The organism is Rhodococcus sp. AZ1, from assembly GCF_054979605.1.
Genome location: NZ_JBUEQF010000002.1, coordinates 232,929 through 249,528, shown reverse-complemented (window position 1 = coordinate 249,528; position 16,600 = coordinate 232,929). Strand labels below are relative to the sequence as shown.

Genomic DNA, 16,600 nt, shown 5'->3' with positions numbered 1-16,600 from the left:
CGATCGTGTCCGTACCCCGGCAGCGCCGGAGCAGTACCTATGCCCCGGCCCAGCCGGCGCGGGGATCGAAACCGCTGGCCTTCTCCGCGGCAGCGTAAGCGGTCAGAGCCTCGGTTGCAGTGGCGTCGAGGGTCGACGGAACTGCCACCTTGACCGTCACCAGAAGGTCGCCGGAAGTGTCCTTACGGGTGATCCCGCGACCCTTGACCCGGAACGTACGCCCGTCCACGGTGCCGGCCGGAACCTTCACGCCCACGCGCCCGTCGAGGGTGGGCACCGAGAGCGTGGTGCCCAGTACCAGTTCGCTGTAGGCCACCGGGACGGTGATGGTGAGGTCGTCGCCGCTGCGGCCGAACACCGGATCCGGGCGTACGTGCACGGTCACGAGCAGGTCACCGGCAGGTGCGCCGCGCAGGCCCGCCTCACCGCGACCGGTCACGCGCACACGCTGTCCGTCGCCGACCCCCGCCGGCACGCGCACCGTCACCGAGCGGGTGCGGTTCTGCACTCCCGTGCCCCGGCAGTCGCCGCACGGCTCGTCGATGATCGACCCGGTACCCCGACACTCCGGGCACGGCTCACTGAACCCGAACGCACCCTGGTTCCGGTTCAACACCCCGGCACCGTTGCACGACGAACACACGCGTGGGCTGGTTCCCGGCTTTGCTCCGCTGCCGTGGCAGGTGGTGCACGAGGAGGGGCTGGTCATCGACAGCGGGACGGTGGTGCCGGTCGCCGCGTCGCGGAAGTCGAGGGTGATCTCGGCGGCCAGATCGGAGCCCCGACGCGGACGCGTCGAGGAACCCGGGCGCTGACCGGTGCCACCGCGGTTGAACAGACCGCCGAACAGGTCGCCGATGCCGCTGTCGCCGCCCGGCGCACCACCACCGAACAGGTCGCCGATGTCGAAGCCCTGGGCACCGCCGCCCGCCCCACCGAAGTTGGTTCCGCCGAAGTTGGCGCCCCCGCGCGGGGAGAACCCACCTCGACCGAAACCCCCGGCGGCGAACGCCGCGCGCGTCTCGTCGTACTCCTTGCGCTTGGCCGGGTCGGACAGCACGGCGTTGGCCTCGCTGACAGCCTTGAACTTCGCCTCGGCCTTGGTGTCGCCCGGGTTCGCGTCCGGGTGCGACTCGCGGGCCAACTTGCGGTAGGCCCGCTTGATCTCGTCGGCGGACGCCGAGGAGGAGACACCGAGCTCCCTGTAGAAGTCCTTCTCGATCCACTCCCGCTGGCTCACCTGATATCTCCTCCTCTCGCCCTGATTATGTTGCTGATACGCCGCGAACACCCGGTCCGGCGCGTACCCCTCACGCCTCGCCGGCGGACGGCGTCTGCCCGGACCCGTTCGAGGCGTCGCCACCGTCCACGACCACCACCATGGCGGTGCGCAGAACACGGTCCCGCAGGCGGTATCCCTTGCGGTAGACGCTGCCGATCACCGGCTCGTGCCCGTCGCCGTCGTGCTGGACGGCTTCGTGCAGCGCCGGATCGAAGGCCTCGCCCACCGCGCCGAACGCCGTGACGCCCTGCGCGGTGATCACCGACTCGATCTTGTCGGCGACGCCGCGCATCGGACCCGACTCCAGATCTCCGTGGTTGCGGGCCCGGTCGAGGTCGTCGAGCACCCCGAGCAGTTCCGAGAGCACCGATGCCTTGGCGTTCTCGATGTCGACCTGCTTGTCGCGCGCCACGCGCCGTCGGTAGTTGGCGTACTCCGCGGACAGTCGTTGCAGGTCGGCGGTGCGCTCGGCGAGCTCGTCCACCTCGGGCGCGCTGTCCTCGGATGCGACGTCCTCCGGTGAACTGCCCTCGTTGACGGCCTCGCCGCTGTGATCGGCGGCGGCGCCCGGCTCCGTCGAACCGGTGGACGAGGTCTCCGTCGATCCGGTGGACGAGCCCACGGGGGCTCCCTGGTCGGGAACCTCCGTGGCCTCGTCGGCTCCGATCACCGAATCCGGGTCGACGCGCTCACCACTCACTTCTTCTCCGTGTCGACGGGCTCGTCGACCACCTCGGCGTCGACGACGTCGTCGCCGGTGGTGGTGGACGCGTCACCGGCTGCGCCACCCTCGGCCGCGGAGGCCTCGTACAGGGCCGTACCCAGGGCCTGCGATTCGGTGGACAGCTTCTCCACCGCGGCCTTCACCGCTGCCAGGTCGGTGCCCGCGAGAGCGGTCTTCGCCTCGGCGATGGCCGTCTCCACCCGCTCCTTCAGGTCAGCGGGAACCTTGTCCTCGCTGTCCTTGACGAACTTCTCCGTCTGGTGGACCAGCGACTCCGCCTGGTTGCGGGTCTCGGCCTCCTCGCGGCGAGTGCGATCCTCCTCGGCGTGCGCCTCGGCGTCCTTGATCATCCGGTCGATCTCCTCCTTGGACAGGCCCGAGCCGTCCTGGATCTTGATCGTGTTCTCCTTACCGGTGCCCTTGTCCTTCGCGGTGACGTGCACGATGCCGTTGGCGTCGATGTCGAACGTCACCTCGATCTGCGGCACGCCGCGCGGGGCCGGGGGCAGATCCGTCAGCTCGAACGATCCGAGCAGCTTGTTGTGCGAGGCGATCTCGCGCTCACCCTGGAAGACCTGGATCTGCACCGACGGCTGGTTGTCGTCGGCGGTGGTGAAGGTCTCCGACCGCTTGGTGGGGATGGTGGTGTTGCGCTCGATGAGTTTGGTCATCACCCCACCCTTGGTCTCGATACCGAGCGAGAGCGGGGTGACGTCGAGGAGCAGCACGTCCTTGACCTCGCCCTTGAGCACGCCGGCCTGCAGGGCGGCGCCGACGGCGACGACCTCGTCCGGGTTCACGCCCTTGTTCGGCTCGCGTCCGCCGGAGAGTTCCTTGACCAACTCCGACACCGCGGGCATGCGGGTCGAGCCGCCGACGAGCACCACGTGGTCGATGTCCTTGACCGCGATGCCCGAGTCCTTGACCACTGCCTGGAACGGTGCGCGGGTGCGATCGAGCAGGTCGGAGGTGATCTTCTGGAACTCCGAACGGCTGAGCTGCTCGTCGAGGAACAGCGGGTTCTTGTCGGCGTCGACGGTGATGTACGGCAGGTTGATCGAGGTGCTCTGCGAGCTGGAGAGCTCGATCTTGGCCTTCTCCGCGGCCTCGCGCAGACGCTGCAGCGCCATCTTGTCCTTGGTCAGGTCGATGCCGTTGGCCGCCTTGAACTTGTCGACGAGCCAGTCGACGATGCGCTGGTCCCAGTCGTCACCACCGAGGTGGTTGTCGCCGGAGGTGGCGCGAACCTCGACCACGCCGTCGCCGATCTCGAGCAGGGAGACGTCGAAGGTGCCGCCGCCGAGGTCGAAGACCAGGATGGTCTGCTCCTTCTCGCCCTTGTCCAGCCCGTACGCCAGCGCGGCCGCGGTGGGCTCGTTGACGATGCGCAGCACGTTGAGCCCGGCGATCTGACCGGCCTCCTTGGTGGCCTGACGCTGTGCGTCCTCGAAGTACGCGGGGACGGTGATGACGGCGTCGGTGATGTCCTCGCCCAGGTATGCCTCGGCGTCGCGCTTGAGCTTCATCAGCGTGCGCGCGCTGATCTCCTGCGGGGTGTACTTCTTGTCGTCGATCGCGACGGTCCAGTCGGTGCCGATGTGGCGCTTGACCGAACGGATGGTGCGATCGACGTTGGTGACGGCCTGGTTCTTGGCCGGTTGCCCGACGAGCACCTCACCGTTCTTGGCGAAGGCGACGATCGAGGGGGTGGTACGTGAGCCCTCGGAGTTGGCGACCACAACCGGCTCGCCGCCCTCCAGGACGGCCACGACCGAGTTTGTGGTCCCGAGGTCGATTCCGACCGCACGAGCCATGGTGTTCCTCCTACTGGATTTCCTGAACGGATCTGCCTGAGCGAACTCGGCTCAAGTTTTCATGGTCAGAATCCTCGAGTCAAGTCGCACTTGAGCGAGGTACGCTCAATCCGCTTGACCCTCACAACGCAGGGCAGTGCCAGGAATGTTCCCGAACTACGAATTCGCAGCTCAGCAGGTGGAGGGGGCGGGCCGACCCGCCAGACGATCGGCCAGCCATGCCGACGCAGGAGCCAACCCCAGAAGGTCGGGAAGCACATGTCCCACAGCCGAACGCGGCGCGATCGACGGCAGCGCCTGCACGTTCAGATCGACCGTGGCCCCGGCGGCACACCAGTCGCGCGCAAGTTGCTGGGCCTGGCCGGTGGGCACGATGTCGTCGGCCACCCCGGTGTCGATGTACACCGGTGAGGTGGGCGTGCGGGTGCCGATGCGGTTCTCGGCGAAGATCTTCGTCAGCTGCGGGTAGTTCTTCAGCACATCCGAGAGCGGGAGCCCCGAGCGCGTGAACTCGCTGGTTCTACGGAAGCCGAAGCTCAGTGCCGTCTCGCCGACGCACTGCGTGGCCACCCGGTCCAGCATCGCCCGGCCGGCATCGTTGATCACCTCGTCGATGATCGGTTCGATCTCCGGGTTGGTCCGGCGCAACCCGTTGATGGTGTATCCGATCACTCCGACGATCGACGATCCGTCCACCTGCGCGAGGGTCGCTGCCAGGTCGGCCGGCGGAGCACCTGCATACGTCCCGGCGATGCGCAGTTCGGGCGCGTAGGTCGGGGCGAGTTCGGCGGCCGCCGCGACCGCGCCGCCGCCCTGCGAGTACCCCCACAGCCCCAGGGGCGAGTCCGGTCGCAGGGACGTGCCGGGAAGGTTGTGCGCGGCGCGGACCGCGTCGAGCACGGCGTGAGCCTCGGCGGCCCGGTTGACGTAGGTGTGCACGCCGGGCGTCCCGAGCCCCTCGTAGTCGGTCACCACCACCGCGTATCCCCGCTGCAGCAGGTTCGCAATGGAGAGGAACTCGTAGTCGATCGCCACGTCGGCGGGTGGGGTGAAGGAGACGAACGAGTTGATCAGCTTCGACGGAGCGCACTGATCACCCTGCCCCTGGGTGCCCACACCCAGCGAGATCAGCGGTCGCGACCCCGGCCCGGTCCACGGCGTCGGCGGCTCGAGGTAGGTGCCGGTGATCGCCGTGGGCTGGTCGTGCGCGTCGCGGGAGAGGTACATCAGCCGCGTCCCGGTGCCCGGCAACCGGCCGCCGGGCACATCGATGCCGGGGACGATCATCGACGGCTCGGTGCGCAGCAGATCGCCGTCGGACCCGGGCGGCAGCGGCGCGGGTGGGACGTAGAACGGGGCGACGGCCTGCGCGGGCGGCTCCCACTGCGACGCAGGACCCGCAGGTGCTGCCACGGCAGGGCGCGCGGCTCCGATGAGCGTGCCCGCGGCCAGCGCCGTCACGGTCACCAGGGCCCCGACGAGGGTCGACCCGGCCCGGGCCGACCCGAGCCGACCACCAGAAGTTCTCGCGCGAGGATGCACCGCGCACCTACCTTCGTCTCGCCGTTCTGCTCGCCGTCCGAGCTGCGCGTTTCGGAATGTACCCCGGGCAACTACCCGCGCCGCGGGACGGTCCGCACCCGTCCCACGGGCTACGCTGCGGGTGTGAGCAGCGAGGACGGGGCGCCCCGGCGCGCGAGGCCGGCGCGCCCACCCATAGTCGTCGACGCACTGCGCGAACAGATCCCGACGCGTCGCCCCGGTGCGGTGGTCGCCGGGCTCGCCCTGTGGGCGCTCGCGGTCGCGCTCCTGGCCGCGGCGGTCGCGCTGGGGGCCACGCGCCTGAGCACGATCCGGCAGGGATTGACCCGCGCGGCCGTGCTCGACGACCCCACCACGCTCGACGCCGACATCGCCCGCTCCATCGACACCACGCTCACGGTTGCCGTCGCTGCCGCCGCCGGGGTGGCAGTGATCGCGGCGGTGGGATCGGCTCTGCTCCTTCGCCGGCGGGGGAACGGACGCACGGGGCTGACCGTCGCGGCGGTGGTTCTCGCCGCCGGTGGTGGGCTGTTCTTCGTGTTGGCATCCGACGCCGACGCCGTCGCCGTTCAGGCGCTGCCGGTGATCGCGGGGGTGGCTGCCGTCGCCGCCTCGGCCGTGCTGTACTCCCCGGCCGTCACCCGCTGGCTCGCGCGCACCGGGCGCCTCATCGAGCGGTGACGGCTACCGCACGACATCCCCGGTGATCCCGCACGACTAGGAATCGAGCTGCGCGAGGACAGCTTCCGCGCTTCTGACCGCGACGGAGCACGCCCGGCCGGTGTACCGGTCGGTGAGCGGGTGGCTCGCACGGCCGCGCCAGATGCGCACGGCCTCGAGCGCCGCCCGGCGCAGCTGCTCGGTGGTGGGTTCGGCGCCGGTGACCTCGTCGGGGTCGAGCCCGAGCCGGGTCCCCGGGTCGATTCCGTACCCGCCGATCATCCGCTGCAACGCGTGCCGTTGATCGTCGGGTAGGTCCACCGGGCGACCGCGCAGGCGGGCGAGAAGACGAAGCTCGGCGTAACCGTGGACGTCGCCGAGGGTGCGCGCCACCTCGGCACGAAGCGCGGCGATCGACTCGCTGGTCCCCGGTACGGCAGCGAGCACCCGATCGAGCGCCACGAGCGCCGAGTGCGCCTTGAGCTGATCGGCCCGCCGACCGAACTGCACGTCGATCACCTGACGCAGCTCGGCCAGACCCGATCGTTGCACCAGTTCCTCGGCCAGGGTGGACGAATCGTCGACGCCGAGTTGGATCAGGGTCACCGCGGACCGAATGCCGTACAACCCGAAGCGCTCGGCCAGCAGCGCTCGGGTGGGCGCGTCGACCGGTAGATCCACGTCCGGTCGCGCGAACCGATCGGCCGAGAGCATGGCCGACTGCAACCGCTCCGGCTGCACCGACGCCAGGGCGACGAACGCCGAGAACTCGGTCTGGGTGAGCGTGCGCGCGCCCAGGGCCAGCAAACCCGCCACGGGAACGACCGCCTGGCACAACCCCATTCGATCGAGGTCCCCGCTGATGCGCTCGGCGATGTCGGCCGCGGAGATCATGGCGTCGAGTCGGCCGGCGCCGAGCTCGTCGGCACGCGAGAGCACACCGATCACCCCGAGGGGGCCGCCGTCTCCCCCGACCGACTCGGCGATGCGGGTCATGAACGCGGTGTCGGCGGCGGTGAGGCTGCGCAGCAGGTACACCACCGCGTCGGCTCCGCTGGTCGAGTTCTCCGGCGTGAGCATCTGCGCGGTACGCGCGGAGACCTCCCGCGACGACGACGAGATGCCGGGGGTGTCGATGATCGTGGTGGACTGCAATGTGCGCGTGGGCCATTCGACGTCGAGACGGTCCACTCGGTCCGCGGTCAGATCGCCGAAGTCGAAGGTGAGCCGTCCGGCGCGCCGCAACACCGGGATGCCGACGCTGCGGTCCCCGTCGTAGCGCGCGGTGACCGTCGGCGTGGCGCCGCGGCGGTACCAGGTGACCACGCGCGTGCACTCGGTGGCGTCGGTGGGGGCGATGTCCTGACCGACGAGGGCGTTGAGCAACGTCGACTTGCCCGCCTTGAGCGATCCCGCGAGTGCCACCCGCAGCGGCTCGTCCAGCCGCTGCGCGCACACGTCGAGGGCGGCCAGTTCATCGGGGCGTCCGGCGCACTCGCGTCGAGCAGATTCCACGAGCGCCCGCGCACGCTCGAGGGTCATTCGTCGCCCCCGATGGCGGCGGGGTCGAGTTGCGCCGCCACTGTGCGCAGTGCGGCGACCGCGCGCAGTTGTGCCTCGACCTCGGCGACGCGTGCAGCGCGGTCGGCCATGGCGAGATTGCTCGCCTCCTGGGCCGCACGCAGCGAGTCGTCGATCGAGCGCAGGGCCTGATCGGCGAGCGAGGTGAAGTGGTCGCGCAGCACACGCTGAACCAGGCGCAGTCGATCCTTCGACTCCTTGCCCACCTGGAAGCTCACGTCGTCGGTGTAGGCCCGCACGGCCATCTTGGCCTCGTGTCGGCGAGCCTGCACGCGCACGTCCTTGTCGTCTCGATAGGCCTTGGTACCCAGGAGAACTCCCGCGCCGATGGAGATCGGGTTGATCAGGGCCAGTCCGGCGAACGTGGTGAGCAGGCCGAACATCAGCACACCGCCGTACGACCCGCGCATACCGACCAGCACCTTCGACGCGATGCCCATCCGACCCGACTCGAGGCCGGAGAGCGCGGTCACGGGCTCGAGAGCACCGTCGACGGCGGCGATGTCGAAATCGGGCATTCCCACCTGGGCGGAGTCCGCGAAGTGCTCGGCCACCACCTCGGCCAGCCAGATCGAACGGTCGTGGGCCCACACGAAGTTCTCGCCGACGGCGTTGGCGACCTGATCCTCGAGCCAGGGGCCGAACACGGGCCAGTCGCGGCCGGGATCACCCTCGTCCAGAGCCTTCTCCGCCTCTCGGGTGATCACTCGGAGACGCTCGCGCAGATCGTGATCGATGTCGGCAGCGAGGTCGGTGATCCCGTCGACGAGTGTCTGTTGCCACAGGGAGGTGGTTCGGCGCATCTCCTCCGCCGTGTGTCGGGCACCGACCAACCCGCTCATGGCCGCATCGGCGGTGGCCGGATCACGCAGCGCGGCAAGCTCACTGCCCAGTGCGAGCGCCAGGTGCTCGGACACCGAGCGCAGATCCAGCGCGACGGCGCGGCGAGTGCTCACATCGGCGCGGGCCACCACCTGCTCGCGCAGGAAGGTGTAGAGGTCGCCGAACCCGGACTCGGCGTCGAGGCCCGAATCCCCCAGTCGCAGAGCGTGTGTGCGCAGGAGGGATGACACGGGAAGCACGGCGGTGTCGAGACGCTCGCGGCGCAGATGCTCGATGTTGGCCTCGACGATCCGGCGCCAGTGCGGGTACAGATCGGTCTTGGTGACCAGCACCGCCGTGGTGGGACACAGACCCATGACCTGTCGCAGGAAGGACAACTCGGGCTCGGTGAGTTCGGCACCGGCATCGGAGACCACCAGAACCGCATCGGCGGAGGCGACCATCGCGAGAGTGCCTGCTGCGTGCGGATTCCCGTGACCGCCGACGCCGGGGGTGTCCACCATGACGAGGCCGTCGGCCAGCAGCGCACTGGGCACGGCGACCTCGACTCGAAGCACCTCGCGCCCGTCCGCGGCAGGTGTGTCCGGTGTGAGGTCGGCGAGCGCGTCCAGCGGGAGAGGCGCGTGGAGCGGATCCGAACCCGGCTGCGCCAGAACAAGTTCTGCGGAGGCCGTCGGAGCATACGAGATCACGGTGGGGACCGCGGTGCACTCGTCGTCACCGACCGTGCACACCGCGGCGTCGATCAGCGAGTTGACGAAGCTGCTCTTGCCCTGACCGAGCGGACCCACGACCACGATGCGCAGCCGCGGATCGAGCACCCGGGTTCGGGCGCCCTCGAGTCGAAGAGCAAGGTCGGACCGGCCGGCAGTCCGGGCGATGTCCGACATACGGGTGAGCAGGTCCCCGAACTGGTGCGCCGGGGTGGCCGCGGGCACGTCGGAGCCGCCTCCGGGCACGAGGTCGTGCGAAGGTTGGTGGGAGTTGCTCTGCATGGACGGTCCGACCCGATCTGTGTTTCGGTGGCTCGCTGACGTACGTCGAGCACCGACTATCCGACATTCTTGTGACATGTGACAACTTCGGCCCCGTACGTCTACCGCGTACGGGGCCGAAGCCGTTACAGAACGAGCGAACCGATCACGGATTCGTGATGCCACCGAGGTCGAGGTGGTGGTCGCCGCCGAGGGCACCCGCGCCGCTCGCGCCCGCGTCGGCGGCACCGCCCAGACCGCTCGCGTGCAGATCACCGGCGGTGGACAGGGCCCCGGTGACCGCGGACCCGGTGTGCAGCGCCGCGCCGTCGAGGCCGGTGCCGAAGACGTGGGACGCATCGAGCCCGGTCCAGGCGTTGCCCGTCGCGCTCGCAGCGCCCGACCCGGCGAGCGAGGCAGCCGGATCGAGGGCCGCTCCCACCTGACCCGCGACCTGCGTACCGAGATCTGCGGCGCCGGTGACGGCCGTCGAACCGTGGGCGACCGGGGCGGTCACTGCCGCCGCGGCCGAACCGGCGGCGGTGACGGCGGACCCGGCGGCAGCGCCGGCGGCACCGGCGTCGAACGCGGTGCCGAGTGCGGTGTTCAGGCCCGCTCCCACCTGCGCGCCGAGGCCCGTGGCAACGCCCGCGGCCACGTTCGGGGCGAGAGTTGCGATGGGGTCCACCGCCGCCGCGACGCCCGCGCCGACCCCGGCACCCAGCCCCGCGCCGATGCCGGCGTCGAGACCGGGAGCTGCGCCGAGACCGGCACCCAGCCCCGCGCCCGCGCCGACGAGTGCGGACGCATCCAGGCCGCCGGTGTTCAGCGCCGCACCGAGGGCGGTGCCCAGCGAGCCGGCCGCCTGGCCGTCGAGACCCAGCCCGGCGCCGAGCGCCGAACCCAGACCCGCGCCGAGGCCCGCGCCACCGTTCAGGGCCGTGGTGAGATCGGCGCCGAGGCCGGTGGAGAGGCTGCCACCGAGGGTGGTGCCGAGTGTCGAGCCCAGGGCCGTGCCCAGGTTCGCGCCCACCGCGCCGCCGCCGGCGAGCGCCGTGCCGAGGGTGGTGCCCAGCGCCGCACCGAGGGTGGTGCTGCCCGCGAGCACACTGCTCAGGTCGACCCCACCGCCGGCGTTGATCACGCCGTCGAGCGCGGCGCCGAGCTGTGTGGTCACGCCCGCCCCCAGGCCGAGGTTGCCGGCGAGCACCGTGCCGAGGTTGCCGGCGGCCAGACCGCTGCCCGCCGCGAGAGAGCCGCCGAGGGCCAGGCCGCTGAGGATGTTGACGTCGACACCGGCGCCGAGAGCCGTGCCGAGGGCTGCACCGAGGTTCGCGCCCACGGCGCCGCCCGCGCCCAGCGCGGTACCGAGCGCCCCGGCGAGCCCCGTGGTCAGCGGTCCCGCGAGGGTCGCGACCACCGCCGGGTTCAGCACACCGGCCAGCGTGGCGCCGAGGCCGGTGCCGGCACCGAGAACGGGTCCGAGGGCGGCCGAGAGGGCTCCGGCGTTCACACCGAGTGCGCCGCCGAGGGTCGTGCCCAGGGCGGGTGCGACGCCGAGGCCGGCGTTCAGGGCCGCGGCCAGATCGATGCCCAGCGGCCCGCCGGCCGTGATCCCGGCACCGAGCAGAGCGCCGAGCTGTGCGCCGACTGTTCCGGCGAGGGGGCCACCGGCTCCGAAGGCGGCCGAGAGGGCGCCGGCGAGAGACGGCGCCGTGACTGCGACGCCGGCACCCAGGGCGGTGTTGATCGAGCCCGCGAGCTGCGCGGCCAGCGACGTGGCGACGGGTCCGGTCACGCCCAGTCCGGTGGTGAGCGCACCGGCGAGGGAGGCGCCGAGGTCTGCACCGGTGCCGAGCGTCGCGACGCCGAGCGCCGGGACGCCGGAGACCACGCCTCCGAGCGCGGCACCGAGCTGCGCCGCGACGGGCCCACCGGCGTTCAGGGCTCCACCGAGGGCGGCGCCGAGCACGGTGGCGATCTGACCTGCCGGGTTCAGCGACACCAGCGCTGAGGGATCGAAGTTCCCGAGGGAGAGGTTGGCAAGGTTGATCGACCCGAGGTTGATCGGGCCCAGGCCGACGGGCCCGAGGCCGGCCGCGCCGAGGCCGCCGACGGTCAGGCCGCCGAGCGCCAGGCTGGGGGCGCCGATCGTCAGGCCACCGAGGTTGATCCCACCGGCGCCGACCCCACCGACGTTCACCGCGCCACCGGCGTTGATGGCACCACCGGCGTTGATGGCACCACCGGCGTTGATGGCACCACCGGCGTTGAGCCCGGCGTTGACGGCACCGCCGGCGTTGAGCCCGGTCCCGACGATGGCGCCCAGCCGCGCCCCGCCGTCGACCAGACCGGACTCGGCGACGACGGGGGCGAGGGCCACCACGTCGGCCGGGGTGACGCTGGACAGGCCTGCCGCGTCGAGAGCGGCCTGCGGGTTGAGGCAGTAGGCGTTCGCGGCCTTGTCGTCGCGGAGAAGGCTGAGGATGAAGTCGAGTACGGCGTTGGTGGCCATCGGTGCTCCTGGTGATCGGGCCGACGGGCTGCCGGCGAGAGTGGGACCAACGCTAGGAAGACGACGGCGCGGGGCCAACGGGGTCGATCCCCCTCCTCGAGATCTCGGGGGAGCCCCCGGGGATCGGGACCCGGATAGGGGATGTAGGGGATTTGCCCGAGAAACCGAGACCAGGGGACTGTGACGAGTAACAATGACCTCGGCGGACACGACACACCGTCCGCACACCCCGTGCGCATGCGGCGCCTTCTCCGGGCGCTGCCGGAACCGAACGGAGCGCCCCTCGATGACGTCAGGACTCGGGTTGAAGGTCGGTACCGCGACCAGCGTCGCGGCTCGGCGGACCAGCGCCTCGCTGCCCCGGGTGTGCACCGTCTCCCCCACGGCTCTGAACCTGATTCCCGGCCATGCTCCCGTGCTGGCGGCCGATCCGCGGATCGCCGCGTCGGCCCGCCGGCCGATACCGTCCGCAGGCATCGTGACCGGCTACGCGGACCGCGTGGGCGATCCCGTGGCCGTGGTGTTCGACGACGGTCGACGCTTCTCCGGCGACCGTCTCTACGCGGAAACTCTGAAACTCCTGGCGGCCACGGTGACCGATCGCGCCGACTGCACCGTGGTGGCGTACCCGTCGCACTGGCCCACACATACCGTCGACGCGCTGCGCGATGCCCTCGGCGGCGGCGTCGCCGGCAACGCAGGCGGCAACGACCCGGGCGGGGCAGCTCTGGTTCCCGAGGCGCTGACCGCGGTGACGTGGCTGTCGACCACCCGCGGCGTCGCCGCCGACGAGGTGCTGCTGGTGGTGGATGCGGGCGAGTCGGGAACCACCGTCGCGGTGGTCACCACCGGTGAGAAGTCGAGTGTGGTGGGCCGAGCGCAGCGAACCGAGGATTTCGGCGGCGCGGATATCGACGACAGAATCCTCGGGCACGTGCTCGATATCGCGGGGGTGGACCCGGCGTCCTTCGATCGCACCGATCCCGTTGTGGTGCAGAGCCTGTCGACACTTCGACGGCGCTGCACCGATGCCAAGATCGCACTGTCCGCGGACACCGACACCACGATTCACATCGACCTACCGCGCATCGACACCCACGTTCGCCTGGTGCGAACCGAGGTCGAGGACCTCACTCGCGGGTCACTGGTCGATCTCATGACCTTCGCCGACGACATCGTGCGGTCGGCGGGCGTCGACCACGTCGACAGGGTGCTCGCGATCGGCGGCGTGTCCGCGGTTCCGCTCGTGGCGGAGATGCTCTCGGCCCACTTCCGGGCCCCCGTCGAGGTCGATACGGACCCCGCGCTCACATCGGCGGACGGCGCCGCGCTGCTCGCCCTCGAACTCGCGGCCACCGCCGTCCCCGGCCCGGTGGACGCGTCCCGGATCGCCGGGCCCGTTCCCGGAACCCCCATCGGCGCCGCCCCGAGAATCGGCTCCCCCGTGCCCGATCGGCGGGGCCCGCAGCACGCCGCGACCGCTGCGCCGATCACCCCGGCCCGGTCCGGGCTCTCCCGAGGGCGCCGTACTGCCATCGTCGCGGCCGGCGCGGCGGCGATCGCGCTGCTCGCCGCAGGTGGGCTCGGCGTCGGAACGTCGGTCCTCGACCGCAGCCCGGACCCGGTGGCGCCCACGGCGGTGCCGAACGCACCGACGAACGGGGCGAACGTCGCGCCGAGCAGCACGGCGGCACCGACATCCGCCGCTGCGGAGTCGCCCGGCCCCACGTCCACGGGCTCCGCCGGCTCCACGGGCGATCCCGCCGCCCCGTCCGCGGGCTCACCCCCGGGCGGGGCCACCTCGGGTGGCTCCGCCCCGACCGCGGCTGTTCCCGCACCGTCCGGCGGCGGCGCCGTCACGACCGCACCGCCGACGGTTGCCCCGGCCCCGGCCACCCCGAGCACACCGGGCGCGCAGGCCCCGAACCCCGTTGTCCCGGTGCCCGTTCCGGTTCCCGTGCCCGTTCCCAGCTTCACCAATCCCCTGCCCGGTGTCATCGGCTTCGGGGCGGACGTCCTGGGTCAGGTCGCGATGCTCCCGGGCGCGACCCTGGACGCGGTCACCGGACGCTGACGGACGGCACCCGAGGTGTCCACCCTCACCGGAGCGCGCGCCGATCCCCAGTTCGCCGGGATGCCCGGTGCGGCGGCCCTGTTGCGCGAAATCGACACGGCGGCAGCACATCCGGTGATCCGATTCGTCACCGGACCCGCAGGGAGCGGGAAGTCGGCACTGCTCGCAGCTGTTCGGCAGGCTCTGCGCAACGCGACGATCACCGCCCTGGACGGGGTTCCCGAGGTTCTCACCGCCGGATGCGCGATCGTGATCGACGACGCCCACGAGCTCGACGACGACACCCTCGCCCGGCTGATCGAGCTGGCCCCGCACCCGGGCAGCGGCGCAGCGGTGATCGTGGCGGCGCAGACGCGAACTTCGGACGTGCGATTGCAACGACTGCTCGGTGCGATGGGCGGGCGCGAGATCATCCTCGGCCCGCTCGACCGGGACGGCGTGCGCGCACGCGCGGCGGCACTGGGCGCCCCGACCCTGCCCGCCGCACTGGCCACCCGCATCGCCCGGACGACCGCCGGGGTCCGGTCGGCCGTCGATGCCGTTCTCCGCGAGGTGATCTGCGCCGGCGAGGATGCCGACGAGCAGGGCGAGCACACGACGATCGGTGACCGGGTCGCGAGCGCAGCCACCGCGCACTTCCGTCGGGTGTTCGCCGGTTGTTCGGCGGTGGAGGTCGCCGCCCTGGCGCTGGCCGAGATCGCCGTGCCTCTCGACCCGGAGACGGTCCGGGCGGTGGCCGGTGCGGACGTCACCCACGGGCAGGCCGTGGCGGCGATCGATCGTGCCCGCGCGACCGCGGCCGTCGTGGAGACCGGCCACTCCGTGTCGCTGCTCCCGGCGGCGGGAGCGGCTCTGCGCGCGAGTGCCGGGGAGCGGGCGGTTGCGACCGTGCGCACGGCAGCGATCGAGGATCTCGCTGCCCGCGACGACCTGACCCCCGCCATCGTTGTCGCGGCCGCGCTCTCCGGTGTCCGCGGCCGCGAGCTCGCCGACGCCGCGACGGCGCTCGCTGGGCGCGCCACCTCTGCGAGCACGGCGCGAACGCTGTGGTCGGCGGCGTTGTCCGCAGGTGCCGACCCGAGCGAGATCGCCGTTCATTACGCCGAAAGCTGCTTTCTCACAGGTGATGTGGTCGCCGCCGCGACAGCTGCCGATGACGCTCTGCACTGCGCCGATCCCGATGTGGTGCGATCGGCGGTGCGTGTGGCCGCAGCCGTGGCGTCATCACGGGCGAGCGCCTCGCGCACCGCGGACCTCTACCGCTGGCTGGGCCTCGAGCGCGTGGGAGTCGATGCGCCTGTCGCCGCGCTGGCTCTCACCGCGGTCGGTGACCGCACCGGTGCGATGGAGTTCGCCGCAGCGTCCGCCGATGCGCCACCGACCGCCACGCACACGCGCGATCGCCTGGTCGCCGAGGGTCTGACCCGGTCGCTGACCGAGTCGGCAGTGCACGCTGCCGGGCCCCTGCTGCGGGCGGCCTCGATGCCCGAGGGTCGCGAGCGCGCTGTTCCCGAGTCGGCGGAGGCGATCGCCGCCCTGCTCTGCCTGCACACCGGTGAGCCGACCGCAGCCCGGGCGGTGATCGAGCGGGCACTCGATCCCGCCGCACCCACAGAGCCGGTGACCCGACGCCGACTCGCGCTGCTCGATGCGTGGGAGACGATGATGCGCGGCGACCTCGACGCGGCCACCGCGGCCGCCGCCCTCGCGTGTGCCGATCGTCGTGATCGGTTGGTCGCCGCGGCCGTGACCATCGGGTGCGCCCGTCGCCGTGGGGACACCGGAACCCTGATGCGGGCGTGGGCGGACGCCGTCCCCGTCATCGCTGAGTCCGAGGCCGACCTGTTCTCCCTGCTCCCGATCGGGGAACTGTGGCTCGCGGCGGCACGGGTGGGCGAGGTGGCTCGTGTCGAGCACCTCGTCAGCGAGGGGTCCGCTCTGCTGAGCGCACTGGGTGATCCGCCCGTGTGGGCGTCCGCGTGGCACTGGTACGGGGTCCAGGCAGCGATTCTCCGGGGCGACCCGGCAGCGTTGGTCCCGCATGCGCACGCCCTGGCCGCGGCGTCGGAGAACAGCACGTACGCCGCGTCCCTCGCGACGGCGGGACGCGCCTGGTTGCGGGTGATGCAGGGCGCGCCCGACCCGGTCGAGGTCGAGGCCGCCGCAAACCTGCTCGAGCGGCTCGGACTGCCCTGGGACGGTGCTCGCCTGGCGGGTGAGGCTGCTCTGCGGGTGTCGGACACCGGTTCGGCCACCACGCTGCTGCAGGCGGCGCGGCGAATCGGGGCACCGATCGGGCATCGCCCCGGCGCGGCGTCGGCCGACGGCGGCGAGACCGCGGTCGCCGGTGGTGCGCTCACCGAGCGTGAAGCCGAGGTCGCTCACCAGGTGGTTCTCGGGCTGACCCACAAGGAGATCGGCGCGCGGTTGTTCATATCCTCCAAGACCGTCGAGCATCACGTCGCCCGAATCCGACGCCGCGTCGGCGCGACCTCTCGGTCGGAGATGCTCTCGATCCTGCGCGCTCACGGGTTCGGTCAGGAAGTAACGCGTTGACTACGATTGCCCGGTCGCCTGTGCGCACCGGTTCA

The 16,600-nt window shown here is 71.7% G+C and carries 10 protein-coding genes; 3 read left to right on the top strand and 7 right to left on the bottom strand.

Annotated elements, in window-relative coordinates; genetic code table 11:
- Nucleotides 1-37 precede the first annotated feature (37 nt).
- The 4 genes from dnaJ to ACY48E_RS03510 form a co-directional block, all read right to left on the bottom strand.
- Nucleotides 38-1,240 (bottom strand): molecular chaperone DnaJ, encoded by a 1,203-nt coding sequence (dnaJ, locus tag ACY48E_RS03525; protein WP_462870714.1) that lies wholly within the window; start codon nucleotides 1,238-1,240, stop codon nucleotides 38-40.
- A gap of 70 nt (nucleotides 1,241-1,310) precedes the next feature.
- Nucleotides 1,311-1,982 (bottom strand): nucleotide exchange factor GrpE, encoded by a 672-nt coding sequence (gene grpE / locus ACY48E_RS03520; protein ID WP_462870713.1) that lies wholly within the window; start codon nucleotides 1,980-1,982, stop codon nucleotides 1,311-1,313.
- Nucleotides 1,979-3,820, bottom strand: a complete 1,842-nt coding sequence (dnaK, locus tag ACY48E_RS03515) for a molecular chaperone DnaK (protein ID WP_462870712.1) — start codon at nucleotides 3,818-3,820, stop codon at nucleotides 1,979-1,981. The genes grpE and dnaK overlap by 4 nt, the downstream gene beginning before the upstream one ends.
- 171 nt (nucleotides 3,821-3,991) lie before the next feature.
- On the bottom strand, nucleotides 3,992-5,287 hold the full coding sequence (locus tag ACY48E_RS03510; RefSeq protein WP_462870892.1) for a lipase family protein: 1,296 nt from the start codon (nucleotides 5,285-5,287) through the stop codon (nucleotides 3,992-3,994).
- A gap of 198 nt (nucleotides 5,288-5,485) precedes the next feature.
- On the opposite strand from ACY48E_RS03510, the gene ACY48E_RS03505 reads away from it, so the two are divergent.
- On the top strand, nucleotides 5,486-6,043 hold the full coding sequence (locus ACY48E_RS03505; RefSeq protein ID WP_462870711.1) for a hypothetical protein: 558 nt from the start codon (nucleotides 5,486-5,488) through the stop codon (nucleotides 6,041-6,043).
- Nucleotides 6,044-6,079: 36 nt separating this feature from the next.
- On the opposite strand, the gene ACY48E_RS03500 is transcribed toward ACY48E_RS03505, so the two are convergent.
- The 3 genes from ACY48E_RS03500 to ACY48E_RS03490 all read right to left on the bottom strand — a co-directional run bounded on the left by ACY48E_RS03500 (nucleotide 6,080) and on the right by ACY48E_RS03490 (nucleotide 11,935).
- Nucleotides 6,080-7,564 (bottom strand): dynamin family protein, encoded by a 1,485-nt coding sequence (locus tag ACY48E_RS03500; RefSeq protein ID WP_462870710.1) that lies wholly within the window; start codon nucleotides 7,562-7,564, stop codon nucleotides 6,080-6,082.
- Complete coding sequence (locus ACY48E_RS03495) at nucleotides 7,561-9,336, bottom strand: dynamin family protein (protein WP_462870891.1); 1,776 nt, start codon at nucleotides 9,334-9,336, stop codon at nucleotides 7,561-7,563. The genes ACY48E_RS03500 and ACY48E_RS03495 overlap by 4 nt, the downstream gene beginning before the upstream one ends.
- A gap of 250 nt (nucleotides 9,337-9,586) precedes the next feature.
- Nucleotides 9,587-11,935, bottom strand: coding sequence for an IniB N-terminal domain-containing protein (locus tag ACY48E_RS03490; protein WP_462870709.1), 2,349 nt, complete (start codon nucleotides 11,933-11,935; stop codon nucleotides 9,587-9,589).
- 286 nt (nucleotides 11,936-12,221) lie between these two features.
- On the opposite strand from ACY48E_RS03490, the gene ACY48E_RS03485 reads away from it, so the two are divergent.
- Nucleotides 12,222-14,009, top strand: coding sequence for an Hsp70 family protein (locus tag ACY48E_RS03485; protein WP_462870708.1), 1,788 nt, complete (start codon nucleotides 12,222-12,224; stop codon nucleotides 14,007-14,009).
- Between the two features lie 15 nt (nucleotides 14,010-14,024).
- Entirely contained in the window at nucleotides 14,025-16,565 is a 2,541-nt protein-coding gene (locus ACY48E_RS03480) for a LuxR C-terminal-related transcriptional regulator (protein ID WP_462870707.1), read from the top strand.
- The last annotated feature ends 35 nt before the right edge of the window (nucleotides 16,566-16,600 follow it).

Bases quoted from the DNA above. Each gene is read 5' to 3' on its own strand.
- ACY48E_RS03500 (WP_462870710.1), bottom strand. From the start codon at position 7,564: ATGACCCTCGAGCGTGCGCGGGCGCTCGTGGAATCTGCTCGACGCGAG.
- dnaK (WP_462870712.1), bottom strand. From the start codon at position 3,820: ATGGCTCGTGCGGTCGGAATCGACCTCGGGACCACAAACTCGGTCGTG.
- ACY48E_RS03495 (WP_462870891.1), bottom strand. From the start codon at position 9,336: ATGTCGGACATCGCCCGGACTGCCGGCCGGTCCGACCTTGCTCTTCGA.
- ACY48E_RS03485 (WP_462870708.1), top strand. From the start codon at position 12,222: ATGACGTCAGGACTCGGGTTGAAGGTCGGTACCGCGACCAGCGTCGCG.
- ACY48E_RS03490 (WP_462870709.1), bottom strand. From the start codon at position 11,935: ATGGCCACCAACGCCGTACTCGACTTCATCCTCAGCCTTCTCCGCGAC.